The sequence below is a fragment of the Falsiroseomonas sp. genome (assembly GCF_051859025.1).
GTDB lineage: Bacteria > Pseudomonadota > Alphaproteobacteria > Acetobacterales > Acetobacteraceae > Falsiroseomonas.
In genome coordinates, this window is sequence record NZ_JBHYGL010000021.1 from 1 (window position 1) to 17,354 (window position 17,354).

A 17,354-nucleotide genomic window follows, 5' to 3' on the forward strand; every position below is an offset into this window, starting at 1 on the left:
GCAGGCTGGTGAGGCCGGAGAGCGGCGACACATCCGCGACCTTTGTGCCCCACAGATTGAGCGATTGCAGGCCGGAGAGGCCGGAGAGCGGCGACACATCCGCGACCTTTGTGCCCCACAGGTTGAGCGTTTGCAGGCTGGAGAGGCCAGAGAGCGGCGACACATCCGAGACCTGGGTGTCCCTCAGGTTGAGCGATTGCAGGCTGGAGAGTCCGGAGAGCGGCGACACATCGGCGATCTTCGTGCCCGCGAGGTCGAGCGTTTGCAGGCTGGTGAGGCCGGAGAGCGGCGACACATCCGCGACCTGCGTGTCCCACAGATTGAGCGATTGCAGGCTGGAGAGGCCAGAGAGCGGCGACACATCCGCGACCTTTGTGCCCCACAGGTTGAGCAATTGCAGGCCGGACAGGCCGGCGAGCGGCGATACATCCGCGACCAATGTGCCCCACAGGTTGAGCGATTGCAGGCCGGAGAGGCCGGAGATCGGCGATACGTCTGCGACCTGCGTGCCTATCAAGTCGAGCGATTGCAGGCTGGAGAGGCCGGAGAGCGGCGATATATCCGCGACCAATGTGCCCCACAGGTTGAGCAATCGCAGGCTGGAGAGGCCTGAAAGCGGCGACACATCCACGACCTGCGTATCCATCAGGTCGAGCGATTGGAGGCTGGAGAGGCCGGAAAGCGGCGACAAGTCCGCGACCTTTGTGCCCCACAGCTTGAGTGATTGCAGGCTGGAGAGGCCGGCGAGCGGCGACACATCCGCGACCTGTGTGGTCATCAAGTTGAGCGATTGCAGGCTGGCGAGTCCGGCGAGCGGCGACACATCCGCGACCTGCGTGCCCCTCAGATCGAGCGATTTCAGGCTGGAGAGGCCGGAGAGCGGCGACAGATCGGCAATCTGGGTTTGGCTCAAGTCCAACTCGACAATGAAGGGCCTCCACTCAGCCGGCGGCGCCTCGCTCGCTAGAACAAGTCGCTTCACGGCCTCAAGGTCGAACCCCTCGGGCCGCTGACGCTGTTCGGTCGCGGGAAGTGCCGGCTCCCCGTCGCTACGCCCCTCATCGTCCGCACGCCGCGTCAGAACATGCCGAATGGCGGCGGCAACCTCGCCCGGCATGCCTTTAGCGAGGCGCAATGCGTGTCCCTCTGCCGTTGCCAGAAACGTGCTGACCGTCTGTGCTACCGTGGACTTCGTCGAGAAATCCGAAGCGACCGCGCCCGAATAGAACGCCGCGGTGAGGGCCAGCGCCCTAATCCCCGTGGCTCGGGTCAGCAGGTTCCGCGCCGTCGCCAGCCCGCGATAGGCCGCCTTCTCCGCCTGGAACCCGTCGCGCCTCGCTGTCTCCAGCGGTTCGTTGGCCAGGGCCACGTCCTCGGCCGACAGCGCATTGGCTTCCCCGGCAAGGCGGATCAGCGCGCGGGCATCGTCGAGTTGGGCGCGCACCGCTGCGAAAAGCTCCGGCCTCGTCAGCGCATCCTGCCTGGCGCTGTCCCACTGCACGACACTCGGAAAGCTCCGCAGCCATGGCGCGAGGCTCGACAACGCATCCGCCAGGGCGCGGCGCAGATCCGGTTCCAGCGGATCATCGGTCGCGCCCTGCGCCGACCCCAGCGCGTCGTCCTGATCGACGAAGGAGGCGAGCGACATGGTGCGGTCGTAGAGTTCCACCAACTGCGCCGGGATCGCCTCGGGCGGCATGTTCTCCAGCGCGGCCAGCAGGCGCTGCGCCGTGCGCGGCAGCGGGCGCCAGCCCCGCTGGTTGTCCAGCCTGTTCCCGAGTGCTTCCACCAGGTCCTGAAGCTTCTCGACAATCAGCGCCTGCCGCCGAGCGATCCCGGGCTGCCGGGCCACCGCGTCGTCGTCGGCTGTGCCCTGCTGGAGTTCGAGGCGTTCCTCGCCCTCGACGAAGATCGCGCCATCCGGCTCCGGCTCCGCATCCGCCAGCGCGCCCCTGTCCCAGGCGTCCTGAAGCTCAAGGCGTTCGGCGCGAAGCGTTGCATCATCGCCGAACAGCGCGTCCAGGATGAATTCCAGCGTTTCCGCACTTGGCCGCGTGCCCTTGCCCGTGGTGCGCCAGTTGCGGACGGTGCGGTCGCTCACGCGAACAGCCTTGCCGAACGCCACCGCCGTCCACTTGCCCCCCACGGCGCCCGCTGTCAGCCCCGGCCGCGTTCCCGCGTCCAGGTGCCCGGCAAGCAGTTCATGAAAGGCCCTTTCCGCCACCTGCTTTCCGCCCTTGCCGGCCTTTCCGCCCGGAAACCCGGAAAGGCGATGCGTCACGACCCTTTCCGAGGGTGGATTGAAGCCTCCGTTCGCACAAGCCGAAAGGAGGTTCCCCCGTGCCGCTCGAACCCGCCCTCTACCTCATCCTCGCCGCCGCCTATGTGGCGCTGGCCTTCTGCAAATGGCTCCATTGATGACGGGGTCCGGGGGGCGTCACGCCCCCCGGCCGGGGTCCAGGGGCAGCGCCCCTGGCCTTCAACCATCCCTGGACTTCCGCACTCCGAAAGGCTTATCTTCCCATAGCTCTTTGAACCCGCTCATCCGCCGCACCCCAGCGCCCAAGCCCCTCGGGCGGGGAATTTGTCCAAAACGCCGCCCCTCGATTCGGTGCTAAAACCGCTAAATCGGCTAAATGTCCTAAATCCGCCCCCTACCCGAACACCTCGCCCCAGGCCGTCATCAGCGCGCTGTCCGCCTCTTCCATCGTCGCCAGCACGCCCAGCCGATGCAGGCTCGTCACCCCCAGCCCCTGTTCCGCGATCCCGCAGGGGACGATGCCCCCGAAGTGGCTCAATTCCGGGTCCACGTTCAGCGCCACCCCGTGCCAACTCACCCAGCGCGTCACGCGCACGCCGATCGCGCCGATCTTGTCTTCGGTGCCGCGCGCCCGGTCCACCACCCAGATGCCGACGCGGCCTTCCCGCCTTTCGCCTTTCACGCCGAAGCGGTCCAGCGCCCGGATCATCCATTCCTCCAGGCCCTGGACGAAGGCCCGCACATCCCGCGCCTTCACGGTCCCATGGTCCCGGTTCAGGTCGAGCATGACGTAGCCCGTCCGCTGTCCCGGCCCGTGATAGGTCCATTGCCCGCCGCGTCCTGCGGCGACGGCCGGGAATCGCGTCTCCAGCAGGTCTTCCGGGCGGGCGGAGGTGCCGGCCGTGTAGGTCGGTTCATGCTCCACCAGCCACACCGCTTCCGGCTGTTCCCCGGCGCGGATGGCGGCGACGCGCGCCTCCATGGCGGCCAGCGCCTCCGCATAGGGAAGCCTTCCCGGCGTGATTCGCCATTCGAGTGCGGAACCGGGCGGAGGGGGCGTTGTCGGGTGCGCTGTCATCGGTTATACGCCGGGCCTCTACCCGATATGCGGTCGTGGCGGAATGGTAGACGCGTCAGCTTGAGGTGCTGGTGGGGGCAACCCCGTGGAAGTTCGAATCTTCTCGACCGCACCATCGCCCTCCCGGGCATGGTCATCACGCAAAAGGCCCCGCCGGGACACCGGTCGGGGCCTTCGCCGTTCCTGGGGCCACCACCATTTGCATCGCCCCTCAACTGGCGCGAACCCCGGTCGCCTCCCGCGCGCATCTCCCCTAAGGTGATGCCGGAGGTGATTTGATGGACGAGGATTTCCGCAAGGCCGCTTTGGACTATCACCGCCTGCCAAGGCCGGGGAAGCTGAGCGTCGAGCCGACCAAGCGCATGGCCACCCAGCGCGACCTGGGCCTCGCCTATTCGCCCGGCGTCGCCGCGGCGTGCGAGGAGATCGCGAAGGACCCGAACGCCGCCTTCGAATACACATCCCGCGGCAACCTCGTCGCCGTCATCACCAATGGCACGGCCGTGCTCGGCCTCGGCGCCATCGGCGCGCTCGCCTCCAAGCCCGTGATGGAAGGCAAGGCGGTCCTCTTCAAGAAGTTCGCCGGCATCGATTCCATCGATCTGGAGATCGAGGAACGCGACCCGCAGAAGTTCATCGATGCCGTCGCGGTGCTGGAACCCAGCTTCGGCGCCATTAACCTTGAGGACATCAAGGCCCCCGAGTGCTTCGAGATCGAGCGCACGCTGCGGGCGCGGATGAACATCCCCGTCTTCCATGACGACCAGCACGGCACGGCCATCATCGTCGCCGCCGCGGTCCGCAACGGCCTGCTGCTGCAGGGCAAGCGGCTGGAGGATGTGCGCGTCGTCAACACCGGCGGCGGCGCGGCCGCCATCGCCTGCCTCGACCTGCTGGTGGCCATGGGCCTGAAGCGGGAGAACGTGACGATCTGCGACATCGACGGCGTCGTCTGGAAGGGCCGCCCGAACACGGACCCCTACAAGGCCGCCTATGCGCAGGACACCAATGCCCGCACGCTGCAGGACGCGCTGCCTGGCGCCGATGTCTTCCTCGGCCTCTCCGCGCCCCGCATCCTGAAGGCGGAATGGCTGCCCCTGCTGGCGCCGAAGCCGCTGGTCCTGGCACTGGCCAACCCTGAGCCCGAGATCCTGCCGGAAGCCGTCCGCGCCGCCCGCCCGGATGCCATCGTCGCCACGGGCCGCACGGACTATCCCAACCAGGTCAACAACGTCCTCTGCTTCCCCTTCATCTTCCGCGGTGCGCTGGACGCTGGCGCCACCACGATCAATGAGGCGATGAAGGTCGCCGCCGCCGACGCCATCGCGGCCCTGGCACGGATGGAGGCCAGCGAGGTCGTCGCCGCGGCCTATGGCGGCAGCGCGCCGACCTTCGGGCCGGACTACATCATCCCGAAGCCCTTCGACCCGCGCCTGATCCTGGAAATCGCCCCCGCGGTCGCCAAGGCGGCGATGGACAGCGGCGTCGCCCGCCGCCCTATCGCGGACATGCAGAAGTACCGGCATGAGCTGGAGCGCTTCGTCTTCCGCTCCGGCAACCTCATGCGCCCGGTCTTCGAGGCCGCGCGCAAGCGCCTCTCCCGCGTCGTCTATGCCGAGGGCGAGGACGAACGCACGCTCCGCGCCGTGCAGACCGTGCTGGATGAAGGCCTGGCCGAGCCCATCGTCATCGGCCGGCGCGACGTGATCTCCGCCAAGGCCCGCGCCATGGGCCTGCGCATGGATTTCTCCGAGTCCGTCCGGATCATGGACCCGCAGGCGGATGAGGCGACCTTCGCGCCGTTGGTGAAACTGTATCAGGAGAAGGTGGGCCGCCGCGGCATCCCGCCCGATGCCGCCGGCCGCCGCATCGGCAACCGCCCGACCGTCGCCGCCGCGCTGCTGCTGGAAGCCGGCCTGGCCGATGCCTGCCTCTGTGGCGGCACCGGCGACTGGTTCCGCCACTGGCACCACGCCTTCGACGTGATCGGCAAGCGGGCGGAGGTGGACCGCGTCTATGCCCTCTCCGCCCTCATCGTCCCCAATGGCCATCTGTTCTTCGTGGACACCCATTTGACGGTGGACCCGAGTGCCAAGCAGATCGTGGACATGACGTTGCTGGCCGCCGAGCAGATCCGCGCCTTCGGCCTGGCCCCCAAGGCCGCGCTGCTGTCCCATTCCAGCTTCGGTGCCTCCGGCGCGCCATCCGCCCGCAAGATGCGGGAGGCACTGCGCCTGCTGCGTGCCCGCGGCACGGATTTCGAGGTGGATGGCGAGATGCACGCCGATGCCGCCCTTGTCCCCGCTATCCGGGACCGCGCCGTGGCGGACAGCACGCTGACGGATGCGGCGAACCTGCTGGTGATGCCGAGCCTCGACGCCGCCAACATCGCCTTCAACCTGCTGAAGGCGGCGGGGGAGGGGTTGCAGGTCGGCCCCATGCTGCTCGGCATGGCCAAGCCCATCCATGTGCTGGTGCCGAGCGTGACCGCGCGCGGCATCGTCAACATGACGGCGCTGGCGGCCGCGCAGGCGAATGGGATGCTCGTCGCGGGATAGGGGGGCCAGGTCGGCGAAGCGGCGGGGACAATCCGCCCTTCGCCCCTGCCCACCGCGCCGTCAGGCGGCGCGGATCCCGTCCAGGAAGGTGCCGACGCGGCCGCGCAGCAACTCCGCCTGGCTCGTGAGATGCTGCGACGCCTCGCGCAATCCCGTCCCGGCGTTCGCCACCGCTCCCGCGCCCGCCAGCACCTCCGCCGTGCGGCGCGTGACCTGCTGGGTCCCCTCCGCCGCGCTGGCGATGGCCCGGCCGATGCCTTGGGTGGAAGCCGATTGCTCCTCGGCGGCGCCAGCGACGCGCGCGGCGATGTCGCTCAACTCCTCGATGACGCGGCCGATCCCACGGATGGCCTCGGCGGCGCGGCCTGTCTCGGCTTGCATGGCGCTGATCTGCCCGCTGATCTCCTCCGTCGCCCTCGCGGTCTGCGCAGCCAACGACTTCACCTCCCCGGCCACCACGGCGAAGCCCTTGCCGGCCTCGCCCGCCCGTGCCGCCTCGATCGTGGCGTTGAGCGCGAGCAGGTTGGTCTGCCCCGCGATGGAGGCGATGATGCCGCTGACATCGCCGATGCGGGTGCTGACCTCGACAAGGCCCGCCACCACGCGGTCGGTTGACCGCGCGTTGTCGGCGGCGCGCCGGGCCAAATTGGCGCTTTCCGCCACCTGGCGCGACACGTCGGCGATGGAGGCCGACAATTCCTCGGTGGAGGCGGCAATGGTGTGCATGTCGCGCTCGGCGACGCCTGCTGCCTCGCTCATATCCGCGGCGCGCTCCCTAGCCTCGGCCGAGGTGCGGCCGATGAGATCGGCGGTGGCGTCCAGTGGCGCGACGGAGGTCGAGAGGTCGCGAAGGACCGTCGCGATCTCCGCTTCGAAGCTCTGGATCATTGCTTCCGCGCGTTCGGCGCGGGAGACCTTGCTGGCCTGCTCGGCCGCGGCGGCGGCGGCCACCTCGCGCGCCGAGATGGCATTGCGCCGCAGCACCTCGATCGCCTGGGCCATGTGGCCGATTTCGTCGCGCCGCGCGCTGCCAGGAACGGTCACGTCGTGGCGGCCCTCGGCCAGGGCCTCGACCGTGCCGGTCAGCGCCACCACGGGGGCGACGACACGGCGCAGCATCAACAGGGCGGTGGCCCCGATCAGCCCGGCATAGGCCAGCCCGACCATGATCGCGAAAGCCAACGCCCAGGCGGCCGCGCCGCGCTCACGCCGGGCGTGCTCCACCGCTTCCAGCAGGGCGGCGTCACGCAGGACGTAGGGGATTGCGGTCGCGGCAGGGCCGAATCGGCTGTATTCGTCCAGGCCCATGGGATAGGCGGTGCCGGCGCGCCCTGCCGCGAAAAGCGCGGCGATGCGGCGGTTCGCGTCGTCGAAGAAGCGGGCCTGCACCTCGGCCTGCGCTGCCGCCAGCCGTTCGGGCCGGCCCAGAAGCTCGATCATGCGCTGGATGCTGGCCCAGTGGACCGCCTTCGCGCCCTCATGCGTCAGCACGGTCTCGATCTCGGCCGGCGTCAGGGGCCGGCCACTCCGGATCGCGGCGCTGATGGGCAGGATCGCGGAGGTATTGGCCTGGGCGAGTTCCCATGCGGCGCGCGCCACCGCGATGGTGCTGCCCATGCCGTCCGATCGCCGCGTGATCTCGCCATGCGCCAGGTCCAGCCCTGCGTCCACTGCGCTCGCTATGGCGGCAAAGATGGGCGCGGGGGCGTGTTCCGGCGGCAAGGCGCGCTCCGGGCCGGGCCGGGCAGCCTGGGCCAGGATCACGGGTCGGGCGGCGCGCAGCCGGGCCATGCTGCTCTCCAGCGCCGCCGCATGGGGGGCGTGCGCGGGCGCGGCCACCGCGGCATAGGCCGCGCGCACCGCTTCCAGAGCGTTGTCGCTGGTGCGGGCGAAGCCTTCGAGGTCGCGCAGGTGCTCCGCGCTCGTTGGCGTAGGCAGGCTGGTGCGGATGACCGAGAAGGCGCGCTCCGTCCCGACCTCCCGGCCGAGGCGCATCAGCGCGGCGGCGAGTTCGGTCCGCTGCAGCGCGGCCGTCGCCGCGCTGTGGTTCTGCGCCTCACGCAGCGACACCACGGCCGCCACCGCGACGCCGATCGCGAAGACCCCGCCCATGGCGGCAAGCACACGCTTCCGTATCGACATCCATCCGGTTTCCGGCGCTGTTCAAGACTTCGCCAGGAAGATAGGGCGACCCCGATTGCCGGAGGCTTAAGTCGATGAGGCGGCAGCCGGCTGGCGATCGGCCGGACCGGCGCCGCGACCCGCGGAGCACTGCGGCATCAGCCGGCAATCGCCTGTTCCAGGCGCGGGTGCCCGGTTTCGATCTCCACGAAAGGGGGCTTGCCGATACCTTCCTCGATGCCGCGGAGGCCGCGGGGTGGCGGCGTCGTTCCGCGACTGCGGCGCCGGGGTTAGGGCGATGATGGGACCCCATCGCCGCCCTGACCCCGCCTGCCGGGCACGAAAAGCCACTCGCTGATCGCATTGCGGACCAGAGGTCCGCTGACCCTAGCCCGCTGCCTCGGCCCCCGCTTCCCCCGTCGCCAGCCACCGCGCCCACTTCGCGCTCCCATTCGCCACCGCGCGCGCCACCGCGGCCTGGTGGTCATAGGCCAGCGCCACCAGCGCCGCGTCCACCAACCGCCCGTCCGCCACCTCCAGCACCGCGAAGCGGGCATGGGGCGCGCCGGTCTCGCAGAGATGGGCGGGGGGTGTCGGGTCCTCATAGGCCGGCATGCCGACACTGCCGGGGTTCACCACCACGCGCCCATCCGGCAATTGCCGGATCGCTGCCTGGTGGCTGTGGGCGCAGAGGATCAGCGTCTCCGCCGTCTCCCCCAGCCGCGCCGCCACATCGGCGACCGGCGCGGGCACCATCCGCCCGTCCCGCACATCTTCCAGCAGATAGGCATCGTCGTTGTCGGGCCTGGCATGGAAGGCCCGCACCCCCGGCAGCGGCCGCAGATGCACCGGCAGCGCGCCCAGCGCCGCGCGGTCTGCCTCCGCCAGCGCGTCCCGCGCGAAGCGGTCCGACGCCCCGCCACCGCCCTCCGCCACCCAGCGGTCATGGTTCCCGCGCAGGGAGGGGATGCCCGCCGCCCGCAGCATCGCCAGCGTCTCCGCCGGCCATAGCGGGCCGGACACCAGATCGCCGAGGTTCACCACCTGCGACACCCCGCGCTGCCGCAGTGCCGCCAGCACCGCCTCCAGCGCCGCCACATTCCCATGGATATCCGCGATCACGCCGAGGCGCATGGAACCTCTCCTGGCCTCACCCGGTGCTCGAAGGTCACGCGGAAGCGCCGGCTGAACTGCATGGATGCCAGGAAGGTCAGGTGGAAGGCCACTTCCAGCACCACATCGCCCACCGGATCGGTGCTGGGCGGCCCGGGCGGCGGCCCGATCGCCTGGTCCGCCAGCGCCAGCAGCGCCGTGCCCAGCACCGCGAAGGCGGCGTAGCCCAGCCGGAAGCCCGGCCAGCGCCGGAACCACAGCACAGCCATGCCGACCTGCACCCCCAGCACCAGCAGCGACAGCAGGTTGGACGCCAGCGCGGCGCCCCCCAGCGAGGGATCCATCCATTGCTGCCAGCCCACCGCCACGCCGCCCGGCACCGCCAGCACCATCAGGGCGGAGACCACGCGCAGCCAGCCGCCCAGCCCGAACAGGGGGTGCGCCTCCGCCTCCGCCTCGCTCACCCGCACCCAGCCTGCCACCCGCCGCACCCCTGCCAACGCCATCGTTCCTACCGGCGCATGAAGCCCGGCGGAAGCGGCGGCGTTGACGGTGCATGGCCCCGCTGACCCGCGACGACCTCCGCCACCAATCCCGCTTCGCCTGGGCCTGCCTGGCCGCGCTGGCAGGCGTGGCCCTGTTGCTCTGGTGGCTCGACAGGCGCAGCGCCGCCCTGGCCACCATCCTCGCCATGCTGGGGCTGCTCGCCGTCATCCTCCCGCCCCGCGAACGCATGCCCCATCTGCCGATGCGGCTCCGCCGCCTGCCGAGGAGCCTCGACGCCGCGCCGGTCCTGGCGACCATCCTCAGCACGCCGGGCCATGGGCTGAACTGGTTCCACGGCGCCAACCCCTATGACGAGGTGGTTCACCTGGTCTCCGGCCTGCTCGCCGGCGCCGTCTTCGCGGGGCTGGTCCTGGCCGATGGCACGCCCCGCCGCCCCGCCCGCATGGCCACCCTCGGCCTGGTCTTCGGGATCGCCCTGGCCCTGGGGTGGGAGGGGTTGGAAGCCCTGCTCGGCATCATCGGCGACACGACCGACACGATCTCCGACGCCATCCTCACGACCCTCGGCGCCGCAATCGGTGCCGCCCTGTGGCGAGGGGGACGGTGATGCGCGTCGCCACCTGGAACATCCATCGCGGCCGCGCCGCCTTCGGCCGCTTCCGGCCCGACCGCATCGCCGCGGTGGTGGCGGAGATCGCGCCGGACCTGATGGCGCTGCAGGAAGCGCAGCACCACCTCCGCCGCCGCGCCGCCATGCTGGACCTGGCGGCGATCGAGGCTGCGACCGGCCTGGTGCCGCTGCGCGTCGATCCCTTGCAGCAGGGCTGGCGCGGCAATGTCCTGCTGGTGCGGCGCGATGCGCGGCTGCTCTCCGCCCCGCGCGGCCTGCGCCTGGGCGGGTGGGAGCCGCGCGGCGGCATCCAGGCGGATCTTGACCTCGGCTTTGGCCCCTTCCGCCTGCTCTGCGCCCATCTGAGCCTGGGCCCCGCCCGCCGCCGCGCCCAGGCGACGGCGCTGCTGGCTGCCATCAGGCCCGGCCTGCCGGTGCTGCTGATGGGCGACCTGAATGAGTGGCGTCCTGGCGGCAGCGCGCTGGCGGTCCTCGCCCCCGCCTTCGGCCACCCCGCCGGGGTGCCGAGTTTCCCGGCGTTTCGCCCCCTGCTGGCGCTGGACCACATCCTGTCCCACCCCCGGGGGCTGGTGACGGGGGTGGCCGCGCATGCGACCCCGGCCGCGCGCCGGGCCTCGGACCACCTGCCGCTTGTCGCGCGCTTCACCCCTTCCGGCTGAGGCGCCGCGCGCCCATCTTGCGGTCATGCCGAACCTGCCCGCCAAGACCGGGAATGCCGCCGTCGCCGCCTTCCTCGACAAGGTCGCGTCCCTGCCCGCCGTGGCGGTGGCGCCTGGCCGTGCCGGCCGGCTGCTCTTCGCCATCGACGCCACCGCCAGCCGCCAGCCCAGCTGGGACCGCGCCTGCCATCTGCAGGCGGAGATGTTCCACGCCGTGCGGGACACCGGCGGCCTGGCCGTCAGCCTCGCCTATTTCCGCGGCCACGGTGAATTCGCCGCGACCCCCTTCCTGACCTCCGCCGAGGAACTGGCGCGCCGCATGGCGGGCGTCACCTGCCTCGGCGGCCATACCCAGGTGGTGCGGACGCTGCGCCACGCTTTGGCTCAGACGAAGCAGGATCGGGTCAACGCCCTCATCCTCATCGGCGATGCCTTCGAGGAGGAGGTGGACGAGGCCTGCCACCTGGCCGGCGAATGCGGCCTGCGCGGCCTGCCGCTGTTCTGCTTCCTGGAAGGCCAGCACCCCGTCGCCGCCAATGCCTTCCGCCAGATGGCGAAGCTGTCCGGCGGCGCCTTCGCCCCCTTCGACGCCGCCAGCGCCACCGCGCTGCGGGACCTGCTGCGCGCGGTCGCCGTCTATGCCGCCGGTGGGCGAAGGGCGCTGGCGCGCCTCACCAGCCCCGCCGCCCGCGGCATCGCGGGCCAGCTGCCCGCGCCCGCCTGATGGCCGCCCCCCTCTGATGGCCGCAATTGCCCTCGGCGCCCTGGCGCTGGTCTTCGCCCTCGGCCTGCTGCAGCTGTTCGTCAGCGCGAAGCCGGGCCAGGTGAAGGCCGCGCTGATCTGGGGCGGCGGCGCGCTCGGGCTTGGCCTGTTTGTCCTGATGCTCGTCACCGGTCGTGGCGGCCAGGCCTTCTGGGCGCTGGTGCTGTTCGGGCCGGCGATCTGGCGCTGGTGGAAGGGCAGGGCGGCCGCCGCCACCTTCGCCCGCGGCGGCGCCGCCAACCCCGGCCAGGCATCGGATGTCGAGACCTCGCACCTCGCCATGACGCTCGACCACGACAGCGGGCGGATGACCGGCCGGGTGAAGGCTGGCCGCCATGCCGGCGCCGACCTGGCCGACCTCGATCTGCCCGCGCTGCTGGCGCTGATGGCCGACCTCGCCGCCATCGATCCCGATGGCGTGCCCCTGCTGGAGGCCTGGCTCGACCGCGCCCATCCCGAATGGCGCGACGCCGCGCCCGCCACCGCCGCCGGCCCCCTGACGCGGGCGGAAGCGCTGGCCATCCTGGGCCTGGCGGAGGGCGCGACCCCCGATGCCATCAAATCCGCCCATCGCCGGTTGATGCGCAGCGCCCATCCCGACCAGGGCGGCTCCGACTGGCTCGCCGCCCGGTTGAACGAGGCGCGGGATCTCCTCCTCGGCGCGTGAGGCGGTGGACGGTTCAGCCGGTCCATGGCATGGCTTCGTCCATCACCGCCAAGGGATTTCCCACCCGTGCGCAAGCCGCTCCGCAAGGCCGTCCTTCCCGTCGCCGGTCTCGGCACCCGTTTCCTGCCCGCCACCAAGCAGATGGCGAAGGAGATGCTGCCCGTCGTGGACAAGCCGCTGATCCAGTACGCGGTGGAGGAAGCCCGCGCCGCGGGGATCGAGCAGTTCTGCTTCGTCACCGGCCGCGGCAAGACCATGCTGGTGGACCAGTTCGACGTCGCCTACGAACTCGAACGCACGCTGACCGAGCGCAACAAGACGAAGGAGCTCGACATGCTCCGCGCCCAGGCCCTGCCGCCGGGTTCAATCGTCTCGACGCGCCAGCAATCGGCGCTGGGCCTCGGCCACGCCATCTGGTGCGCGCGGTCCTTCATCGCCGATGAGCCCTTCGCCATCCTGCTGCCGGATGACCTCATGCTCTGCGACGTGTCCTGCACGAAGCAGCTGGCGGATGCCTACAACGAGACCGGCGGCAACGTCGTCGCGATCGAGGAAGTGCCGATGGCGCGCGTCTCCTCCTACGGCGTCATCGCGCCGGGCGCGACCACCGGCAACCTGGTCGAGGTGAAGGGCCTGGTCGAGAAGCCGAAGCAGGAGGATGCGCCCAGCAACCTCACCGTCATCGGCCGCTACGTGCTGATGCCGGAGGTGATCGCCCATCTCTCCAAGATGGAAAAGGGCGCGGGGGGCGAGATCCAGCTGACCGACAGCATGGCCAAGCTGATCGGCACCCAGCCCTTCCACGGCGTGCGCTATGAAGGCCGCCGCTTCGATTGCGGCGACAAGGCCGGCTACCTCGAAGCGCAAATCGCCTTCGCGCTCTCGCGCCCCGACATGGCGCCCGCCATGCAGTCCATCATCAAGAAGTATAGCTGAGCGAAAGCGGAGACGACGCAGGACATGACGGCCTTCAACCACCGCTTCGACCCCACCTCGCTCCGCGAATACGACATCCGCGGCATCGTCGGCGAAACGCTCAAGCCCGAGGACGCCTTCGCGATCGGGCGCTGCTTCGGCTCCATCGTCTCCCGCGGCCAAGGCACCAAGGTGGCGGTCGGCTATGATGGCCGCCTGTCATCCCCGGAACTGGAAGCGCAGCTCGTCGCGGGGCTCCGCGCCTGCGGCCTCGAAGTGCTCCGCATCGGCTGCGGGCCGACACCGATGCTCTACTTCGCGTCCTACGCGCTGAAGGCCGATGGCGCGATCATGGTGACAGGCAGCCACAACCCGCCCAACTACAACGGCTTCAAGATGATGCTGGGGAAGAAGCCCTTCTTCGGCCCGCAGATCCAGCAGATCGGCCGCATGGCGGCCGAGGGCGATGTCGTCCCCAGCAGCGTCGGCACCGATCGTCAGGTCGATGTCTCCGAGGACTACATCACGCGCATGCTGCAGGATTGGGACGGCGGGGATCGCGCCCTCAAGGTGGTGTGGGACCCGGGCAATGGCTCGGGCGCCGAGATCACCAAGCGCATGGTCGCGAAGCTGCCGGGCACGCACTACGTCATCAACGGCACCATCGACGGAACCTTCCCGGCCCACCATCCGGACCCCACAGTCGCCAAGAACCTGGAACAGATCATCGCGGAAGTCGCGAAGAACGGCGCCGACCTCGGCATCGCCTTCGATGGCGACGCGGACCGCATCGGCGTGGTGGATAATGAAGGCCACATCCTGTTCGGCGACCAGCTGCTGATCGTGCTGGCGCGCGATGTCCTCAAGTCGAAGCCGGGCGGCACCATCATCGCCGATGTGAAGGCCAGCCAGGTCCTGTTCGACGAAGTCGCCAAGGCCGGCGGCACGCCGCTGATGTGGAAGACCGGCCACAGCCTCATCAAGTCCAAGATGGCCGAGACCGGCAGCCCCCTGGCCGGGGAGATGTCGGGCCACATCTTCTTCGCGGACAAGTGGTACGGCTTCGACGACGCGCCCTATTCCGCCATCCGCCTGCTCGGCATCGTGGCGCGCATGTCCGGCACGCTGTCGGATGTCCGTGCCGCGCTGCCGCAGGTCATCAACACGCCGGAACTGCGCTTCGATTGCCCGGATACCCGCAAATTCGACGTGGTGGCGGAGGTGAAGGCCCGCCTGGCGGCGGAGGGTGCGAAGGTGCAGGACGTCGATGGCGTCCGCGTGCTGACCGAGGATGGCTGGTGGCTGCTCCGCGCCTCCAACACCCAGGCCGTGCTGGTGGCGCGCGCGGAAGCCTCCAGCGAGGCCGGTCTCGAACGCCTCAAGGCCGGCATCGCGAGGCAGCTCCAGGCCTCCGGCCTCGCCGCCCCGGACTTCACGGGTGAAAACGCCGGGCACTGATCAGGGTGCCGTGCGGGTCTTCCTGTACGGCACGCTGCTGGACCCCAGGGTCCTTGCCGCCCGCGCCGGCCGCCGCGGCCTGCGCGGGGTGCCGGCCACGCTGCCGGGCTGGAAGCGCGTGGCGCTGCGCGGCCAGCCCTACCCGACGCTGATCCGCGCCCCCCGCCATTCCGTCCGTGGCCTGGTCGTCACCCTGGCCGGCGCGCCGCTCCGGAACCTTCAGGCCTATGAGGGTGCCGCCTACCGCCTCCGGCCGGTCCGGCTCCGCCTGCCGCGCGGGTGCCTGGCCGCCCTCGCCTGGATCGCCCAGCCGACCCTGGCCGCAGCCGGCAGCGCCTGGCAAACCTTCCCATGATGATCACGTGAAGCACGCGAAATAGTGAGAACCTTTCCCATGCCCTCGGTGCTGGCGCCGCGGCCATCTTCGCGTGCATGGTGAACCCGTCGCGGCAATGTCGCGTTGGCATCGGTAACCACGGGGATGGAGGGTCTTGGGATGCCAGTGGATGGAAGACGTATCCTCGTCGTGGAGGATGAGGCGCTGGTGGCCATGCTGGTGGAGGATGCGCTGCTCGATGCCGGCTTCACCGTCATCGGCCCCGCCGCCACGGTGGAGGAGGCGATGGGCTTCCTCGCCGCCGAACGGCCCGATGCCGTGGTGCTGGATTTGAACCTGGCCGGAGAGACCTCGACCCCCGTCGCGGATGCGCTGGCGTCCCGCGGCATCCCCTATGTCATCGCCACGGGCTATGGCGCTTCCGGCCTGCCGGCGGGCCACCAGCAGGCGATGGTACTGGCCAAGCCCTACGACCCGAGCGAGCTGACCGCCATGCTGGGCCGCATCTGCACGCCTGCGTGATCAGGCCGGGCCGGCGCGACGCCTGACGCGCCGTGCCGCCCTTGTCCCCCCCCGTGCTCCAGGCGACGGCGGCACCGAACCTCGGCTCGCGCGTCGTCGGACTGCCTGCAGCACGATGCGTGGAGGGTAGGGGCGGCGCGTCTGGAAGTCCGCGCGCCGCCTGGCCGCCCCGACCGCGCGTTCAGGCAATCCTACACCGCCGCGCTGTGCCGCGCCGGCCCGCCGCCGAGATAGGCGTCGAAGGCCGCGGCGATGTGGCGCACGAAGCGCCTGCCGGCCTCCGTCGTCACCAGTCTTCCATCCGCCACCACCGCCAGCCCGTCCGCCACCAGCGGTTCCAGCCGCGCCTCCGCCGCCCGCCAGACCTTCAGCGGCACGCGCCGCAGGTCCAGCGACAGGTCGCACATCACCGCCTCGATGATCCCCCGCCGCAGCCGGTCCTCCCGCGTCAGGGCCAGGCCGCGGGCGATGGGCAGGCGCCCATCCTCCACCGCCGCCAGATACGCGCGTTCATCCGGCAGGTTCTGCGCATAGCCCTCCGCCAGCGACCCGATCGCGGAAGCGCCGAGGCCGAGCAGCACCGGCGCGCGATCCGTGGTGTAGCCCTGGAAGTTGCGCCGCAGCGCGCCGGCCTGCGCCGCCACCGCCATCGGGTCATCCGGCCGCGCGAAATGGTCGAGCCCGATGGCGACATAGCCCGCCGCCAGCAGCGCCCGTTCCGCCGCCTCCGCCTGGTCCATCCGCGCCATGGAATCGGGCAGCAGCGCCTCCGGGATCGCCTTCTGGTGCGGCTTCATCCAGGGCACATGGGCATAGCCGAAGACCGCGACGCGATCCGCCCCGGCATCGGCCGCGAATCGGGCGCTGGCCTCCACATGGGCGGTGGTCTGGCCGGGCAGGCCGTACATCAGGTCGAAATTGATGCCCTTGATGCCGGCGGCGCGCAGCTTCGCCACCGCCCCCGCCACCAGCGCCGGCGGCTGGATCCGGCCGATCAGCGTCTGCACCTCCGCCGCCATGTCCTGCACGCCGAGGCTCGCGCGCCCGAAGCCCTGCCGCGCCAGCACGGCCACGATGGCATCATCCAGCAGCCGCGGGTCGAGTTCGACGGAAAGCTCGGCCTCCGGCAGGAAGGCGAAGCGCTGGCGCAGCCCCTCCATCACGCCCTCCAGCGCCTCCGCCCCCAGGGCCGAAGGCGTGCCGCCGCCGAGGTGCAGTGCCTCCACCGGCGCGGCGAAGGGCAGGGCGGCGGCCAGCAGCGACGCCTCCGACACCAGGCCCCGGGCATAGCGGGCGGTGCGCGCGACGGATCGCGTCACGCTGGTGTGGCAGCCGCAATACCAGCAGAGCGACTTGCAGAAGGGGATGTGGAGATAGAGCGAAAGCCGGTCCCCCGGCGCGACACCCGCCAGCCATTGCCGGTAGCTCGCTTCCTCCAGCGCGCCGAAATGCGGCGCGGTGGGGTAGGAGGTGTAGCGCGGCAGGTTCTGGCGCGCGTAGCGGGCCAGCACGGCGCGGGAGGGGTGGAGACCGGCGGGGGGAAGAGCGTCCATGGCCCATGCTTCCCCATCTGGCAGCCTGGCCGCCTTGCGCAGGATCAAGTTCCCGGATCGATTCCGCGGCGACGGCGTGCTTGCAAGGCGCGTTTGTTCCCGGTATGTTTCTTTCGGCCGCGGGTTCACCGTGCCCGCGGGGCGGCGGGAAGCCCCCGAAATCGGTGCTAAAAGTGCTAAAAGTGCTAAAAGTGCTAAAACGGCTAAATGCG

15 protein-coding genes and 1 tRNA gene are annotated in these 17,354 nt (G+C 70.6%); 10 read left to right on the plus strand and 6 right to left on the minus strand.

Going from position 1 to position 17,354, the window contains the following annotated elements; translation table 11 throughout:
* The coding region (locus ACTIE5_RS17615) for a leucine-rich repeat domain-containing protein (protein WP_439551016.1) at window positions 1–2,281 on the minus strand (2,281 nt) is incomplete at its 3' end.
* Between the two features lie 373 nt (window positions 2,282–2,654).
* Window positions 2,655–3,338, minus strand: a complete 684-nt coding sequence (gene lipB / locus ACTIE5_RS17620) for a lipoyl(octanoyl) transferase LipB (RefSeq protein WP_439551017.1) — start codon at window positions 3,336–3,338, stop codon at window positions 2,655–2,657.
* A 29-nt stretch (window positions 3,339–3,367) separates the two neighbouring features.
* On the opposite strand from lipB, the gene ACTIE5_RS17625 reads away from it, so the two are divergent.
* A tRNA-Leu gene (locus ACTIE5_RS17625) sits at window positions 3,368–3,453 on the plus strand.
* Between the two features lie 163 nt (window positions 3,454–3,616).
* Window positions 3,617–5,896, plus strand: a complete 2,280-nt coding sequence (locus ACTIE5_RS17630; RefSeq protein WP_439551018.1) for an NADP-dependent malic enzyme — start codon at window positions 3,617–3,619, stop codon at window positions 5,894–5,896.
* Window positions 5,897–5,956: 60 nt separating this feature from the next.
* Here the strand turns inward: ACTIE5_RS17630 and ACTIE5_RS17635 are convergent, their stop codons facing one another.
* The 3 genes from ACTIE5_RS17635 to ACTIE5_RS17645 form a co-directional block, all read right to left on the minus strand.
* Window positions 5,957–8,038 (minus strand): methyl-accepting chemotaxis protein, encoded by a 2,082-nt coding sequence (locus ACTIE5_RS17635; RefSeq protein WP_439551019.1) that lies wholly within the window; start codon window positions 8,036–8,038, stop codon window positions 5,957–5,959.
* 366 nt (window positions 8,039–8,404) lie between these two features.
* Window positions 8,405–9,151: a metallophosphoesterase family protein gene (locus ACTIE5_RS17640; RefSeq protein WP_439551020.1), complete on the minus strand. Its 747-nt coding sequence runs from the start codon at window positions 9,149–9,151 to the stop codon at window positions 8,405–8,407.
* Window positions 9,136–9,630 (minus strand): hypothetical protein, encoded by a 495-nt coding sequence (locus ACTIE5_RS17645; RefSeq protein ID WP_439551021.1) that lies wholly within the window; start codon window positions 9,628–9,630, stop codon window positions 9,136–9,138. Before ACTIE5_RS17645 ends, ACTIE5_RS17640 begins: the two co-directional genes overlap by 16 nt.
* A 56-nt stretch (window positions 9,631–9,686) precedes the next feature.
* Here ACTIE5_RS17645 and ACTIE5_RS17650 point away from each other — a divergent pair, with 56 nt between their 5' ends.
* The 8 genes from ACTIE5_RS17650 (at window position 9,687) to ACTIE5_RS17685 (ending at window position 15,589) form a co-directional block, all read left to right on the plus strand.
* Window positions 9,687–10,244 carry a hypothetical protein gene (locus tag ACTIE5_RS17650; protein ID WP_439551022.1) on the plus strand — a complete coding sequence of 186 codons (558 nt, stop codon included), beginning with the start codon at window positions 9,687–9,689 and terminating at the stop codon, window positions 10,242–10,244.
* Entirely contained in the window at window positions 10,244–10,927 is a 684-nt protein-coding gene (locus ACTIE5_RS17655; protein ID WP_439551023.1) for an endonuclease/exonuclease/phosphatase family protein, read from the plus strand. The genes ACTIE5_RS17650 and ACTIE5_RS17655 overlap by 1 nt, the downstream gene beginning before the upstream one ends.
* A gap of 25 nt (window positions 10,928–10,952) precedes the next feature.
* Complete coding sequence (locus ACTIE5_RS17660; protein ID WP_439551024.1) at window positions 10,953–11,651, plus strand: VWA domain-containing protein; 699 nt, start codon at window positions 10,953–10,955, stop codon at window positions 11,649–11,651.
* Window positions 11,652–11,667: 16 nt separating this feature from the next.
* Window positions 11,668–12,357, plus strand: a complete 690-nt coding sequence (locus tag ACTIE5_RS17665) for a hypothetical protein (protein ID WP_439551025.1) — start codon at window positions 11,668–11,670, stop codon at window positions 12,355–12,357.
* 66 nt (window positions 12,358–12,423) lie between these two features.
* Window positions 12,424–13,293, plus strand: coding sequence for a UTP--glucose-1-phosphate uridylyltransferase GalU (gene galU, locus ACTIE5_RS17670; RefSeq protein WP_439551026.1), 870 nt, complete (start codon window positions 12,424–12,426; stop codon window positions 13,291–13,293).
* 24 nt (window positions 13,294–13,317) lie between these two features.
* Window positions 13,318–14,730: a phosphoglucomutase/phosphomannomutase PgmG gene (gene pgmG, locus ACTIE5_RS17675; protein ID WP_439551027.1), complete on the plus strand. Its 1,413-nt coding sequence runs from the start codon at window positions 13,318–13,320 to the stop codon at window positions 14,728–14,730.
* 10 nt (window positions 14,731–14,740) lie between these two features.
* Complete coding sequence (locus ACTIE5_RS17680) at window positions 14,741–15,085, plus strand: gamma-glutamylcyclotransferase family protein (protein WP_439551028.1); 345 nt, start codon at window positions 14,741–14,743, stop codon at window positions 15,083–15,085.
* A 147-nt stretch (window positions 15,086–15,232) separates the two neighbouring features.
* On the plus strand, window positions 15,233–15,589 hold the full coding sequence (locus ACTIE5_RS17685) for a response regulator (protein ID WP_439551029.1): 357 nt from the start codon (window positions 15,233–15,235) through the stop codon (window positions 15,587–15,589).
* Window positions 15,590–15,780: 191 nt separating this feature from the next.
* Here the strand turns inward: ACTIE5_RS17685 and hemN are convergent, their stop codons facing one another.
* Window positions 15,781–17,142: an oxygen-independent coproporphyrinogen III oxidase gene (gene hemN, locus ACTIE5_RS17690; protein WP_439551030.1), complete on the minus strand. Its 1,362-nt coding sequence runs from the start codon at window positions 17,140–17,142 to the stop codon at window positions 15,781–15,783.
* Window positions 17,143–17,354: the final 212 nt, after the last annotated feature.